Origin of the sequence: Bacillus sp. ISL-39 (assembly GCF_018613295.1) — a bacterium.
Classification (GTDB): domain Bacteria; phylum Bacillota; class Bacilli; order Bacillales; family Cytobacillaceae; genus Mesobacillus.
On sequence record NZ_JAGGQM010000005.1, the window covers coordinates 184,982 to 198,845 of the forward strand.

The 13,864-nt window shown below is 44.9% G+C and carries 12 protein-coding genes; 4 read left to right on the top strand and 8 right to left on the bottom strand.

All coding sequences use genetic code 11. The features are described from left to right. The first annotated feature begins 90 nt into the window (after window positions 1-90). Window positions 91-1,101, top strand: a complete 1,011-nt coding sequence (locus J7E37_RS06970) for a DUF3231 family protein (RefSeq protein ID WP_215023216.1) — start codon at window positions 91-93, stop codon at window positions 1,099-1,101. 105 nt (window positions 1,102-1,206) lie between these two features. On the opposite strand, the gene J7E37_RS06975 is transcribed toward J7E37_RS06970, so the two are convergent. Both J7E37_RS06975 and J7E37_RS06980 read right to left on the bottom strand, forming a co-directional pair. Then, window positions 1,207-2,760 carry a fumarate hydratase gene (locus J7E37_RS06975; RefSeq protein ID WP_251009525.1) on the bottom strand — a complete coding sequence of 518 codons (1,554 nt, stop codon included), beginning with the start codon at window positions 2,758-2,760 and terminating at the stop codon, window positions 1,207-1,209. A 351-nt stretch (window positions 2,761-3,111) separates the two neighbouring features. Then, entirely contained in the window at window positions 3,112-3,294 is a 183-nt protein-coding gene (locus tag J7E37_RS06980; RefSeq protein WP_215023218.1) for an SE1561 family protein, read from the bottom strand. Between the two features lie 165 nt (window positions 3,295-3,459). On the opposite strand from J7E37_RS06980, the gene J7E37_RS06985 reads away from it, so the two are divergent. Beyond that, window positions 3,460-3,963, top strand: a complete 504-nt coding sequence (locus J7E37_RS06985) for a DUF421 domain-containing protein (RefSeq protein WP_214780413.1) — start codon at window positions 3,460-3,462, stop codon at window positions 3,961-3,963. Between the two features lie 38 nt (window positions 3,964-4,001). Here the strand turns inward: J7E37_RS06985 and ggt are convergent, their stop codons facing one another. From ggt to J7E37_RS07010, 5 genes are all read right to left on the bottom strand, one after another. Further along, window positions 4,002-5,687 carry a gamma-glutamyltransferase gene (gene ggt, locus J7E37_RS06990; RefSeq protein ID WP_215023220.1) on the bottom strand — a complete coding sequence of 562 codons (1,686 nt, stop codon included), beginning with the start codon at window positions 5,685-5,687 and terminating at the stop codon, window positions 4,002-4,004. 131 nt (window positions 5,688-5,818) lie between these two features. Next, window positions 5,819-6,598, bottom strand: a complete 780-nt coding sequence (locus J7E37_RS06995) for a YtxH domain-containing protein (RefSeq protein ID WP_215023222.1) — start codon at window positions 6,596-6,598, stop codon at window positions 5,819-5,821. 175 nt (window positions 6,599-6,773) lie between these two features. Beyond that, window positions 6,774-7,604: a YfkD famly protein gene (locus tag J7E37_RS07000; protein ID WP_214780407.1), complete on the bottom strand. Its 831-nt coding sequence runs from the start codon at window positions 7,602-7,604 to the stop codon at window positions 6,774-6,776. A 153-nt stretch (window positions 7,605-7,757) separates the two neighbouring features. Next, complete coding sequence (locus tag J7E37_RS07005) at window positions 7,758-8,375, bottom strand: YczE/YyaS/YitT family protein (RefSeq protein WP_215023224.1); 618 nt, start codon at window positions 8,373-8,375, stop codon at window positions 7,758-7,760. 521 nt (window positions 8,376-8,896) lie between these two features. Beyond that, window positions 8,897-9,283: an OsmC family protein gene (locus J7E37_RS07010; RefSeq protein ID WP_214780403.1), complete on the bottom strand. Its 387-nt coding sequence runs from the start codon at window positions 9,281-9,283 to the stop codon at window positions 8,897-8,899. A gap of 162 nt (window positions 9,284-9,445) precedes the next feature. Between J7E37_RS07010 and J7E37_RS07015 the strand changes: the two genes are divergently transcribed. Next, window positions 9,446-10,624, top strand: a complete 1,179-nt coding sequence (locus tag J7E37_RS07015) for an MFS transporter (RefSeq protein WP_215023226.1) — start codon at window positions 9,446-9,448, stop codon at window positions 10,622-10,624. A 148-nt stretch (window positions 10,625-10,772) separates the two neighbouring features. Here J7E37_RS07015 and J7E37_RS07020 read toward each other — a convergent pair whose 3' ends face one another. Then, window positions 10,773-11,711: a DMT family transporter gene (locus tag J7E37_RS07020; protein WP_214780400.1), complete on the bottom strand. Its 939-nt coding sequence runs from the start codon at window positions 11,709-11,711 to the stop codon at window positions 10,773-10,775. A gap of 194 nt (window positions 11,712-11,905) precedes the next feature. On the opposite strand from J7E37_RS07020, the gene J7E37_RS07025 reads away from it, so the two are divergent. Next, the gene (locus J7E37_RS07025) at window positions 11,906-13,825 is read left to right on the top strand and encodes a heavy metal translocating P-type ATPase (RefSeq protein ID WP_215023228.1); all 1,920 of its coding nucleotides are present in this window, start codon (window positions 11,906-11,908) and stop codon (window positions 13,823-13,825) included. The last annotated feature ends 39 nt before the right edge of the window (window positions 13,826-13,864 follow it).

A 13,864-nucleotide genomic window follows, 5' to 3' on the forward strand; every position in this document is an offset into this window, starting at 1 on the left:
TGTTCGCCAGCTTGTCAAAAAAATTCTTATAAGTATAACTCGAATTAAATGGCGAATAGTAAAAACATACAAAACCCTAAGGAGAAAGTTATGTCAGAAGAACAAAAAATTAATTGGACATCTGGAGAAGTGGGCAATCTTTGGAATATATACATGGCTAACTCAATGGCTGCCTGCATGTTCAGGCATTTTCTATTGAATGTGGAAGACGAGGAGATTAAGGATTGCCTGATATCAGCGGATCAATTGAGCAAGAAGATTCTCTCGGAATTGGAGGAACTATTTTCAAACGAAGGAATGGCAATACCAAATGGATTTTCAGGGGCCGACGTGAACGAACAGGCTCCAAGGCTGTTTTCAGATAGTTTTTACCTGAACTATCTAGATATGATGGTCAAATATGGGGCGCTCTATTACAGCGTCGCTTTGCCTGGTTTCTCGAAGATGGACCTGCGCCATTCAATCACGAATATCCATATTTCTACCCTTAATCTTTCAAATAAGGTAACTGAAATGATGCTGAAGAAGGGATTGCATGTCAGGCCGCCATACATCCCGATAACGAATGAGACGTCTTTTGTTGAAAAACAAAGCTTTTTTAATGGTTATTTTGGTGATAAAAGACCTCTTTCAGCTTTGGAAATAACCCATTTATTCCTGAACATCCAGGTCAATGCGGTTAAAACAATCCTTGTAATGGGATTCAGCCAGGTGGCTAAGAATGAAGAAGTAAGGAATTATTTTTTACGAGGAAAAAAAATCAATATCAAGCAGCACAATACACTTTCCCAGATCATGTACAAAGAGGACTTGCCTGTAACAATTCCAAGCCAGTTTATGATTACAGAATCGACTCAGGCTCCTTACTCAGATAAGCTGATGCTATTCCATATTTCAAACCTGTCCTCCGCAAAGGTACGTAACTTCGGAGATTCAATGGCAGTAAGCCCGCGACATGATCTCGGGGCGACCTACACAAGATTCCTGATGGAAACAGCCAACTTTGCTGAAGATGGCGGGAATATCCAAATTGAAAATGAATGGCTGGAAAGGCCTCCGGGAAATGTGGACCGCGACCAGCTCGCAAAACAGAAGAAATAGAAAAGCGGAGGGATTGCCCAGCTCTTACAAGCGTCTTAAGGAGTCATAAGCACAGATAGGCATGTAAAAGGAGACTCTCAAAAAGCGAGTCTCCTTTTGTTAGTATTATTTGTAAACTCGATCTGCGAACTGTGCCAATTTTTCAAGGGAAGATTTCTCAACATCCTCGTGCAGGCTGTTCCCGTGTGAGTCCATTGTGACAACAGCAGTAAAGCCTTCCACGTTCAGGTGCCACATTGCTTCAGGAATACCAAAGTTCATCAGGTCAACACCCTCCACTGACTTAATGCAGTCAGCATAATACTGGGCAGCTCCACCGATGGCATTCAGGTAAATACCGCCATGCTCCTTCAAGGCAGCAAGCGTCTTCGCGCCCATTCCGCCTTTGCCGATGACCGCGCGGATGCCGAACTTTTTCATGATATCGCCCTGATAAGGCTCCTCACGAATGCTTGTTGTCGGGCCTGCTGCCTTCACATGCCAGTTACCTTCTTCATCCTTCAGCATAACCGGGCCGCAATGGTAGATGATCTGGCCATTCAGATCCACTGGCGAATCATGGTCTGACAGATACTTATGGATCGCGTCACGTCCGGTGTACATCATGCCGTTGATTTTCACGACATCTCCCACCTTTAGCCCGCGGATTTGCTCCTCTGTAATCGGAGCGGTCAGTGTGACAACATTCTCTTCTGCCGGTGCTTCAACAGCTGCCGCAACTTCCTGGGCAGCAGGCTGGGCAAAATCGATCTTCTCACCCTCCTGATACATCCATTCCTGGATATCCCCTGTTTCAGGATTTACTGCAACACCAAGACGTCGGTATGCCCAGCAGTTATAGGCCACGGAAACGTAGAAGCTTGCAGGAATTCGGTTCATGACACCGATTTTGCAGCCCAGAAGTGTCGTTTCGCCGCCAAAGCCCATCGTACCTATTCCAAGCTTGTTCGCATTTTCCATTACATATTCTTCAAGATCGCGAAGGTCAGGATGCGTGTTCACATCGTCTACCGTACGGAACAGCTGCTCTTTCGCAAGGTCATACCCGGAAGAACGGTCGCCGCCGATACCAACGCCGATGAAGCCGGCGCTGCAGCCTTGTCCCTGTGCCTGATAAACCGAATGCAAGATACATTTGCGGATGCCATCTAGATCGCGTCCAGCACGTCCTAGTCCTTCCAATTCTGCAGGAAGGCTGTATTGAATATTTTTATTTTCACAGCCGCCGCCTTTTAAAATCAGACGAGCATCAATATAGTCCTTTTCCCATTGCTCAAACTTGATGACAGGAGTGCCTCCGCCAAGGTTGTCACCAGTGTTATCCCCCGTCAGTGAATCAACGGAGTTCGGACGAAGCTTCCCGTCCTTCGTTGCCTGTGCAATCGCGTTGTAAATCGCTTTTTTCATTTCAAGCTGGTTTGCACCAACCGGAGTTTTGATCTTGAAGGTTGGCAGCCCAGTATCCTGGCATATAGGCGATACCTTGTCATCAGCCATTTTAATATTATTCGTTATCGTATCAAGGCTCATCGCCGAACGGGTACCCGCGTTTTCACGCTCCGCTGCCGACTTGATCGCCCTGCGCACATCCCTAGGCAGGTTCGTGGATGTTTCAACAATCAGCTGGTACATGCTTTCCTGAAACTTTTCAATATTCATCTGACTTCCCCTCTCCCCTTGTTTGCTGTCTCTTTATATGTGAAAATTTTATAACAATTTCTCCGATATCATTATACTCCTATCATCTATGTATTTAAAGATAGAAATTGAAATCGTTTACAAATACGAAAAGCGGAAGCGCCTTGGTTAGCCCTGACAAGCGTTGCCCGTCTACAACGCCGCGCCTCCCAATTAGAAGCCGCAGCTAGACAAGCTCTCTAGCTGCTCAAAGCTAACGCTTCTCACAAAATACTCGAAGAGGACACTCGGTATGAAAACTGGCTAGGCGCTGGAGCCGAACACCGGAAAAGTTTATGAAATAAAATAAGAGACCACATAAAAGGTCTCTTACTAATCGCGATGCTTAAACTCGCGGCATTTCGCGTCCATTTCTTCAACGATCTGGATCATGCGGTCGATATCCTCCAGATCCGCTTCCACTGGATCAATTGCTTCAAGCAACTCAGCAAACATATCCAAACGCTGCTTCAAAAATACCACCTGCGTATTTTTATCATTTATCGGATTACCCAAAATTCTCTCTCCTTTCACTGCCACTAACATCCTACCTAAAAATGGGCGAATGTGCAATATGACAGCTAATAGTTAACACATCATTGATATCTATTGGATAGTATTCCCCCTTTCATATATGTTTGCCCCGGCTTATTTAGGAAAAAACATATATGAGGTGATGAAATGTTCTTTAATTCATGGGATGCGGTTTGGCGAACCTTGATTGTCGGAATACTTGCTTATGCCGCACTCGTATTTATACTGCGGATATCGGGAAAAAGAACGTTATCCAAGATGAATGCTTTCGACTTGATTGTAACCGTGGCTCTTGGTTCAACTTTGGCAACTATTTTGTTGAATAAAAATGTAGCCCTCGCTGAAGGAATCTCTGCCTTCTTCATCTTAATTGCCCTTCAGTACTCGGTGGCATGGCTCTCCATCCGTTCAGACCTGTTCAAGAAGCTAATTAAGTCAGATCCGAAGCTGATTTATTATCAAGGCAATTATTTAAAAGAAAATATCGTTAAAGAGCGTGTGTTGGAGGTTGAAATTCTCCAGGCTGCGCGTTCCAGCGGCATCAATTCTATGGAACAAGTGGAAGCCGTTGTACTAGAAACAGACGGCCGCATTTCTGTCATAAAAAAATCAGATTCAGAGACCAACACGCTGAATAATGTTGACAAATAGAAGAAGCAGGCTGAATTAACAGCCTGCTTTGTTTTGATTTATTCATCAAGCCCAGTGGCCTTCCCTTCCCGGCTTGAATCGGCTGCTCCATAAAGGATGCCTTTTTCTCGATCAATCTTGATCGCCTGTACATTTCCGAGTGGGAATGGTCCATCGGCGAACTCAAATCCCCTCGATTCCATTTCGCCTTTCGCCTCCATGCTGATTCCAGATTCCCAGCCAACGAGCGGGCCGCTACTATTGAAAATCCTCGGCTCCTCAATAGCATCTTTGAGGTCCATCCTAAAATCAAGAACATTGACGATTGTTTGGAAAACCGAGCCAATGATTGTCGGTCCGCCTGGAGACCCCAGCGTTAAGACAGGTTCATTATCCTTGAATACAATCGTCGGCGTCTTGCAGCTTACCGGACGTTTGCCTGGCTGAACTTCATTCAAGCCGCCAGGGACCGCATCAAAATCAGTCAATTCGTTGTTTAATACAAACCCATGGTCCTTGACCATAATTCCAGAACCAAATGGATGCTCTACCGTTGATGTGCAGGCAACAATATTGCCCCATTTATCCATGACAGTGAAATGGGTCGTTTCGCTTCTCTCCTTTTCTGGCTCGAACGGCTGGCGCACCACGTTTATTTCTTTTCCATCCATATAAGCCCACGGGTTGCCGAAGTCGACTGCGTCATTTCTCCGCTCGAAATTAATCAGCTTGCGGCGGTCTGCAAGATACTCTTCACTAAGCAATCCTTCTAACGGGATACCCCCAAAATCAGGATCTCCGGAAAAAGCGATTTTATCTGAAAAAGCAATCCTCATTGCTTCTGTAAACAGAAAATATTTCTCCCATGATTTCACGTTATACTTACTGAGATCAAAGCCTTCAAGCAGTTTTAAAATTTGCAGCATCGTTGTTCCGCCGGCACTTGGCATATTGGAAGAAGCTATTTTGTAGTCTCGGTACGTTCCCCAGACAGGCTCATCAATCGAAATTTCATAATCTCTAAGATCTGACATTTCCATGATGCCGCCAAGTTCTTTTAGGGTCGAGATAAGGGCTTCCCCGATCTCTCCTTCATAAAAAGCTTCGATGCCGTCGCGCTGAAGGATGCGGAATGTTTTTGCAAGATGCTCCTTCTGGTAGACATCCCCTTCTTTAAGGGATTTGCCTCCAGGCTGAAACAGTTCCTTCGCATCATCGCCAAGACGGTAATCAAAGGTGTTCAGGATTTCCTCCATCACCCAGTTAACCTCGACGCCCTTTTCAGCCGCCTGGGCAGCGGGTTCGATCAATTCAGCCAGCGGCTTTGTCCCATATTCCTTCCTTGCCGCCTCCATTTCTTTCAGGATTCCAGGGACACCAACTCCAGTGGCATGTGTCGACCTTTTTTTAAATGGGATGACTTCTCCCTTTTCATCTAAAAAAAGTTCCGTATGTGCCGCTTTCGGGGCCCTTGTATGACCATCAAAAATTTTCGTTGTCTTGCTTTCGGCATGATAGACCATAAAAAAGCCGCTGCCGCCGATTCCAGTCATCATCGGTTCTCCGACATTTAAACCAAATTGGATGGCAATTGCCGCATCAATCGCATTGCCTCCTTCACGAAGGATTTTCTCCCCGGCATTCGTTGCAACTGGATGGGCTGAAGCCGCCATCGCAATTTTACCTGTCGCTGTTTCTCTATCATAATCACATCTGTTTGAGCGTGGTTTAAATTCCTTATCCATTGGCTGTGACCTCCCAATTTCTGCTTGTACTTATAAATACCCCCGTATGGAGGATAAAAACAAACAAATATATGGGAGAAAAGACAATAAAAAACCAGTCCTGGAGTTCAGGACTGGTTTCTCACATACGTTTATCGGTTGTTATCGTTCTTCTGGTTTTCCGGCGATACAGTGAAGGTATTTGAAGTATTGCCTAAACCTGTTGTATCAGACGGTTTGCTTTCCATGCCTGTAGCGTATCCGTCAGCGGCCCCGTTTGAACCTGAACCTGAGTTTGATTCAGATGCAGAGTTAACCACTGGGTTGTCCATTGCAGCAGAACCCGCCTCCTTCACTTTTGAGCTGACTTCCTTCAAGTCATCCTTTGCGTTCATCACAGTTAAGACCGCATCTCCAGAGATGGATTTAGCATCACCCATCTTGCTGAATACATCATCATTCAGGCGCTGGTAAAGGTTTTGAGCATCGCTGATCGCTTCCTTTAGAATGCTGGATGCTTCCTTGAAACTGCTCATCATTTGATCCTTTACTTCTGAAGGATTGTTTTTGACTTCGCTGATTACATTCATTGATGTGTCTTTTGCATTGACAGCCTTATCCTTCACCTTTGTACGAGTGTTCGAATCAAGCATTGCCATTGCACCGCCAATCGCTGCGCCGATTAGCACACCCTTCATAAGCTTGCCGTTTGATGAGCTAGAGTTACTTGAGCTGTTTACTCCGTAGCTGCTAGAGTAGCCACCCATTGAATTGTTGTTCGAATACGAATCACCTGAAGTGGTGCTTGCGTATGTTGTTGTTCCAGTTGTTGTATCATATGAAGCATTTTCCGTTGAAGAAGTGTACATGTTGTTGTTCGTATTATAATTTGAAGTGTTACCTGTTTGGTTAGAAAAAGTGTTGTCAGCCATAATGTATTTCCTCCTTTTAATGTTTGGTGTTTTATTTTGTTATGTCTAACTAATTCCCGCCTTGGACGACCGTTAAACAGGATATATATACCTTTTGTCAAGAGGAAAAAATTACTAGAGGATTAAAAAAGAACCTAACTCCTAAATAAAGGAATAAGGTTCTCTTATTTGATATTTATCTGGGTCTATCGCTGGAAACAAAACCAAAGCTGACATGATCCTGCACCGGGATCCATGCTCCAATCCCCTGTGAAACAACATTTTTGACGACAATGAATTTCTTGCTCCCTTTTAGCATCAAATAGACCTCTCCATATGTCACCTTTCCCTTTTCATTGATCGCCGGGGCATAAGCATAAAGGTAACCGAGGCGTTTCGGCTGGATATTATAGATATGATCTTTTTTCGTACCAGCGCCGACAATGGTTTCAAACGCTAACGGCAGCCCTGTATTCTTTGCTGCTTTTAACAGCATCATCTTTTGCACATCTTCGGCATTCTTGATTTTCGCGGTCAAGCCGCCCTTCACGACCTTTTGCTGTTCCTGTACATAATGGATTTGATAAATAGAATTCCCGCCGCGATTATCAAAGTAGTTCGTATTGATTTTCTGGAACTCCCAGTTCGGCGAAGTTTCAGTCGACACATAATTCAACGGCCATTCCCCAAGATAAACAATCGCTCGATAGCCGATTGCAAAAGGAGTGCTGTTAATGGAAGTTTCATTCAGCATACGAATCAAATCAGGATTCTCAATCTTCACTTTTGACGTTTTCAACAGATTCTTCGTCAGCTCACTTGGCTGAAGGAAAGGCAAATCCTCCGTCGGGTTGGGATAGGTGTTATCCTTTGTGATATTCATAACTGAATTCGGAATTGTATACTTTGCCTTTTCCGACTGCTTAGGCTGCGGAGCCTTTTTACCTTTCCCTTCCTCAGCAAACCCAGGCGCTAAAATGGACATCATGAAAACAATCGTCATAACAAGGATAGCTGCTTTTTTCATTGGTGTTGTCTTCTCCTTTCACTACGGGAAACTTATAAGTTTGTTTATAGTGTTTTCGGAGTTCATTAACTTTATCCAAAGTTTAGGCTGCTTTCAGAAAGTTTGTGGTTTACAGGCATAATGAAAGGCCCTGCCCAGGACAGAGCCTCACAATTATCGTGCAGACGTGAGCAGCTTATTATAGAGTTTTTCACAGTATGGGTAGAACAATTGGATCAGCGGTCCGATTGCGAAGGTTACAATCAACGTACCAATTCCGATTGGTCCTTTAAAAATGAATGCAGCGGATAAGGCAAATACTTCACCAAGCGTTTTTGCTGCCATCAGGTTAAGACCAAACCGTTCCCTTAATGCCATCATAAAATTGTCGATCGGAATCAATGGGAACTTCGGCTGCAAATAAACTGCCAGTCCAAAGCTTAGCGCGACCATTCCCAATAAAAAGACTGCAAATTGTTTTCCGTAGCCGGTTACAACCAGATCCTCAAACACACGCAAAAGCCAGAAGTCGATCAGCACACCTGTGATTAGCAGCGTGATAATCGCAGCCAAATCCGGACGCCTTTTTACTAAAGCTGCATTGATGAAGATCATGATGATACCAACGATCACAACCCAGCTGCCAGGTGTCAGTCCCACAGTTTTCGATAAACCGACATTAAGCGCATCCCATGCGCCCGTTCCCAATCCCGCTTTAATGGTCATCGATACTCCAAAAGATAGAATAATTAACCCAATGATGTAAAAAAGAGTGCGATAAACAAAAGCCATATTTCATATTCTCCTTCTTAGTAAAACCGTTCTAATGTATTGAAGCTTAGGATACTTTTGTTCCAGAAAGGCCTCTTTTTAGACATTTCCTCAGCTTATCCCGCCTGAAATGTCTATTAAGTGCCTTTTCTTAGACATTTCATCAGCTTATCTGCCCTGAAATGTCTATTAAGTGCCTTTTTTTAGACATTTCGTCTACTTATCCCGCCTGAAATGTCTATTAAGTGCCTTTTCTTAGACATTTCGTCAGCTTATCTAGCCTGAAATGTCTATTAAGTGCCTTTTCTTAGACATTTCGTCAGCTTATCTGGCCTGAAATGTCTATTAAGTGCCTTTTCTTAGACATTTCGTCATCTGATCCAGCTTAAAATGTCTATTAAAAGCTGATCCCTTCTGAACAGCGAAAAAAGAACCCTGTCCTCCCGGAACAGAGTTCATTATTTCTATTATATTAAGACAGACAAAATCCAATACTCATTATAGCATATTGCATTAATGGTGTAACTCGCATTTTTGTCGTTTTATAGAACGATTTCAAACGTTTCCTCAATCTCAATGCTGCCAAGTACAGATTGGACCATTGAGCAATTTTTTCTCGTAAGAGCCATCGCCTTTTCGATTTTCTTTTCATCGAGATCGTTGCCGGCAATGCGGAAATGGACAGTAATCTTGCTTACCCTGTTCGCTTCCTCCTCTACACGTTCTGCATCAGCCTGAATATGGATATCCTGGATGTCCATCCTCATTTTTTCCAGTACCTTGCGAAGGACGCCGCCGCTGCACACGGCAACTGATGAAACGAGCAGCTGGTAGGGCCTGAAACCATACTGATCATCACCGGCCACATCAAGCCTGCCAAAACCTGTCTCTGTAAAAAAACCTACATCCGGTTTCATTTTGAATTCCATGTTACTCTCTCCCTTTCCACAACCTCTGATACACCAGTTATATTTGACTATTACCATGAGATTACACTATTTTTTCCGTAATTAAAAATAAAAACCGTTGCACATAAAATTTTATATCGTTAACATCTAAAGAGTATTAAGTACTCAGGGAGATTTTATGATATGAATATAAGTATTAAGCTTCGTTTCTGGATTTTGGTCAGCATTGTTGCGATTTCAGGTTTTTCACAGGGAATGCTGCTTCCGTTGATTGCAATTATTTTTGAGCAGGATGGCGTGTCATCATCAATGAATGGCTTTCATGCCACAGGCTTGTATTTGGGAATTTTGATTGCCTCGCCATTGATGGAGGCCCCTCTTCGTCGATTTGGTTACAAGCCCATCATTCTCATCGGCGGTTTTACCGTAGCTATCTCACTTGCCCTGTTTCCATTATGGAAATCATTCTGGTTCTGGTTTTTGCTGAGGCTGGCGATCGGGATTGGCGATCATATGCTTCATTTTGCGACACAGACTTGGATTACTTCTTTTTCACCTAAAGACCGGATTGGAAGGAATATTTCCCTATACGGATTGTTCTTCGGGCTGGGGTTCGCTGCTGGTCCATTGATGACAGGTTTCGTGAAAATTAACACTACCCTTCCTTTTATTATTTCTTCTGCCATAAGCCTTGCCGCCTGGCTTACCGTCTGGCTGCTGAATAATGAGCGTCCCGAACATGATACTGACAGCAGTTCATTCTTCGGAACCATGAAAAGGTTTGGAAAAGTATTTAAATACGCCTGGGTCGCATTCCTGCCTCCATTTGGCTATGGATTTTTGGAAGCAAGCCTAAATGGCAACTTCCCTGTCTACGCCATGAGATCTGGCATCGGCGTCGATGCGGTTGCACTCCTGCTTCCGGCATTTGCAATAGGCGGAATCCTTTCCCAGCTTCCGTTAGGCATATTGAGCGATAAACTCGGCCGGAGGAATGTGTTGATCGTCGTCACGCTAGCCGGTTTCATCAGCTTTACCGCCGCTGGCTTGCTTGAGAATTCAACAGTTGGTCTGCTTATTTGCTTCTTTTTAGCGGGAACGGTGGTAGGTTCCACTTTCTCTCTCGGCATCAGCTATATGGCAGATTTGCTGCCGAAACAGCTGCTCCCGGCAGGTAATTTAATGTGCGGGATATTCTTCAGCTTTGGCAGCATAAGCGGTCCGTTCATTGGCGGACTGGCGATACAGTGGCTGAAAGGCATCAGTTTCTTTTATGTAATCAGCACGATGCTCCTGCTGATTTTCATCGCCCTTGTGGCGGTTCGGCATGATGGTCCAACACAACAGGCAAACTCTGTGTAATTAGAAAAGCGCAAGCGCCTTGTTTAGCCCCGACGAGCGCTGCCCGCCTAAAACGCCACATCGTGTGGCAGTGAAAATTTATACTTTCTTATCTTAAACCCAAAAGCGCAAATGTCTTGTTCCTGGTAAACAATGCAAAACAGCCTCCCTATTTCGCAGGGAGGCTGTTTCTTTTTCGGGCCGGCCGGTTGACAAGTACGATACCGACGACTACAAATATTAATCCGGCAATGACAAAATAATGTATTGGTTCAGCAAGCAGGAGCGCTGATAAAATGACGCCGAATACAGGGACCAGGAACAGGTACAAAGACACTTTGCCGACCTGGTTGTACTTCATGACATTGTTCCATAAAATAAAGCCTGCTGCTGATAGGAACGCAAGATATAGGAGCATAAGACCAGACTTAAGGTCGAAATCGAATGGAGCAAGCCCCACTGAAAAAGCTCCGATTGCAATAAGACCAAGGGAGCCCAAAATCATCTGGTAAGCTGTTAAATAAATGACCTCCATCTTTCCGCTTCCCTGTTTGGCAAGGATATTTCCGTAGGCACCGGCCATCATAGCTCCCATTAGCAGGACCTCTCCGATGCCAAAGCTGATTTCATAATCCCCATTAGGCCAGTTCGCGAAGATGACCCCGGTGAATCCGACCATCAGTCCAGCTACCTTCAAACGGCTCATCCTGTCATCGGGGTAAAGGAAATGCGCAAGCAGGATCTGGAAAAATGAAGTTGTTCCGGCAATGATCGAACCCTGGATTCCGGTTGAATAACTGAGTCCGATATAAAACAGGACATATTGTAAAAACGTCTGGAACAGGCCAATTTTCAGAAGAGACTTCGTCGTTTCCGGCCTGAATCTCATATTCCTTTTCAAAAGGAGGAACATGATCAGGATCAGCAGCCCGGCAAGCAGAAAGCGGTATCCTGCGAACAGCATTTGCTCACCCATCTCTTCCGGCCTGATATCAAGGCTGTTATAGCTCAGCTTAATAAACGGAAAGGCACTTCCCCAAAGGAAGGTCGCACCGACTGCCGAAACAGCAATTCCAAGCGGGTGGGTAAAAAAGTCTTTTGTTGTCATTAAACTATCTCCTTAGACAGACGCATTATTCTTTCAAAAAGCATATATTGTATGGTAACATAATAGTGAACACAATATGTATTTTTTGACTTGGATTCTCGCTGTCACCAATTTGGTGGCAGCTTTCGTGTTTTTTAAGGGTATTGATTGTGATTATTAGTATCATTTAGAGATTTAAAAAGGAGGAGAAAAGGATGGCACAGGGAGCAAATGCATTAGCAAAGGAAAACTCGGTTCCAGAAGTTAGCTTTTTTGGAAAGATACAGCCCCATGCGGAACTGATCGCTGCCGGAACCAGCGGAATCCTGATCGTTTTAGGCTGGATTTTAAGCAAGGGAGATTCACAAACGGCAGCTGTCATCGCTTTTATCCTGGCCTATGTAATCGGCGGTTTTGCTAAAGCGAAGGAAGGCATTGAAGCCACAATCGAAGACAAAAAATTGAACGTCGAGATGCTGATGATCTTTGCTGCTATTGGCTCGGCCATCATTGGTTACTGGACAGAAGGCGCGATTTTGATTTTCATTTTTGCGATGAGCGGAGCGCTTGAAACGTATACGATGAACAAAAGCCATAAGGAAATTTCCTCTTTGATGGAGCTGCAGCCGGAGGAAGCATTGAGGATTACGGATGGCGTTGAGGATAGAGTGCATGTTGCAGAACTTGAAATTGGCGATTTAATCTTGGTGAAACCAGGTGAAAGAATTCCCTCTGACGGGAAAGTTGCCAGGGGACAGACGACGATTGACCAGGCTGCCATCACCGGGGAATCGATTCCGGTTTCAAAGGATTCCGGCGACGATGTTTTTGCCGGCACGGTCAACCTGACTGGATCACTTACAATCGAAATTACAAAACGAAATGATGAAACATTGTTTCAAAAAATTATTCAGCTTGTCCAGAACGCACAAAGTGAAAAGTCTCCTTCCCAGCTGTTCATCGAAAGGTTTGAGGGCACTTACGTAAAAGTTGTTCTGGCAGTGGTTGTGCTGATGATGTTCGTTCCCCATTACTTGCTGGGCTGGAGCTGGACGGAGACGTTTTACCGAGCGATGATCCTGCTTGTCGTCGCTTCACCGTGCGCACTCGTTGCCTCGATCATGCCTGCTACTTTGTCGGCGATCTCAAATGGCGCAAAGCACGGAATTTTGTTTAAAGGCGGCGTCCACCTTGAGAACCTCAGCCATCTTAAAGCCATTGCTTTTGATAAAACAGGAACACTGACGAAGGGCAAGCCGGAAGTGACGGATGTGATTGTAGCTGAGGGACTGGATCCTGAGGAAGTGCTGCTCAAAGCAGCATCGATTGAGAGCCACTCGAACCACCCTTTGGCCAACGCAATCGTGAAACACTCAAAGGAGAAGCTTGGCAAGGAGCTTGTTCACCCAGAAAGCATCGAGGATGTATCAGGATGGGGCGTGAAGGCTCATTTTGAGAATGAGGATTGGAAAATTGGGAAAGCTGACTTTGTCGGAAAGTCCGCTGCTGAAGCATTTTCTGGCGGAGCGGCAGTAAAGCTTGCAGCACAAGGAAAAACGATCGTGTTTATCGAACGGAATGGGCAGCTAGCCGGCCTGATTGCCCTTAAGGATGTTGTCCGTGAAGAAACGAAGCAGGCAATCGACCTGTTGAAGTCAGAAGGCATCTACACCGTCTTGCTCACAGGCGACAGCCAAAACACTGGTAAGGCGATCGCTGCCGAAAGCCATGTCGAAGGATATATTGCTGAATGTCTGCCAGAAACAAAGGTAGAGGAATTGAAGAAATTGAAAGAACAATATGGCCAGGTTGCCATGGTCGGAGACGGTATCAACGACGCCCCGGCGCTAGCGACCGCGAATGTAGGAATCGCCATGGGAGAAGGTTCCGATGTCGCCCTGGAAACGGCAGACGTCGTCCTGATGAAAAATGACCTGCCAAAGATCGCCGAAGCCATCAACCTGTCACGCCGGATGAACAAGATCGTCAAACAAAACATCGTTTTTTCAATTCTGGTCATCATGGTGCTGATCGCATCCAACTTCCTGCAGCTGCTCGACCTGCCATACGGCGTCATCGGCCATGAAGGCAGTACGATTCTGGTTATATTAAATAGCTTGAGGCTGTTGAAGTAAATATAGCTCTCACCGGGAAAACCCAGTGGGAGTTTTTTT

What these genes read in the sequence shown, in the direction of transcription:
- J7E37_RS06995 (WP_215023222.1), bottom strand. Translation starts at nt 6,598, where the DNA reads ATGGCTGACAACACTTTTTCTAACCAAACAGGTAACACTTCAAATTAT.
- J7E37_RS07015 (WP_215023226.1), top strand. Translation starts at nt 9,446, where the DNA reads ATGAATATAAGTATTAAGCTTCGTTTCTGGATTTTGGTCAGCATTGTT.
- J7E37_RS07005 (WP_215023224.1), bottom strand. Translation starts at nt 8,375, where the DNA reads ATGGCTTTTGTTTATCGCACTCTTTTTTACATCATTGGGTTAATTATT.
- J7E37_RS06975 (WP_251009525.1), bottom strand. Translation starts at nt 2,760, where the DNA reads ATGAATATTGAAAAGTTTCAGGAAAGCATGTACCAGCTGATTGTTGAA.
- J7E37_RS07010 (WP_214780403.1), bottom strand. Translation starts at nt 9,283, where the DNA reads ATGGAATTCAAAATGAAACCGGATGTAGGTTTTTTTACAGAGACAGGT.
- J7E37_RS07025 (WP_215023228.1), top strand. Translation starts at nt 11,906, where the DNA reads ATGGCACAGGGAGCAAATGCATTAGCAAAGGAAAACTCGGTTCCAGAA.
- J7E37_RS07000 (WP_214780407.1), bottom strand. Translation starts at nt 7,604, where the DNA reads ATGAAAAAAGCAGCTATCCTTGTTATGACGATTGTTTTCATGATGTCC.
- J7E37_RS07020 (WP_214780400.1), bottom strand. Translation starts at nt 11,711, where the DNA reads ATGACAACAAAAGACTTTTTTACCCACCCGCTTGGAATTGCTGTTTCG.
- J7E37_RS06985 (WP_214780413.1), top strand. Translation starts at nt 3,460, where the DNA reads ATGTTCTTTAATTCATGGGATGCGGTTTGGCGAACCTTGATTGTCGGA.
- ggt (WP_215023220.1), bottom strand. Translation starts at nt 5,687, where the DNA reads ATGGATAAGGAATTTAAACCACGCTCAAACAGATGTGATTATGATAGA.
- J7E37_RS06970 (WP_215023216.1), top strand. Translation starts at nt 91, where the DNA reads ATGTCAGAAGAACAAAAAATTAATTGGACATCTGGAGAAGTGGGCAAT.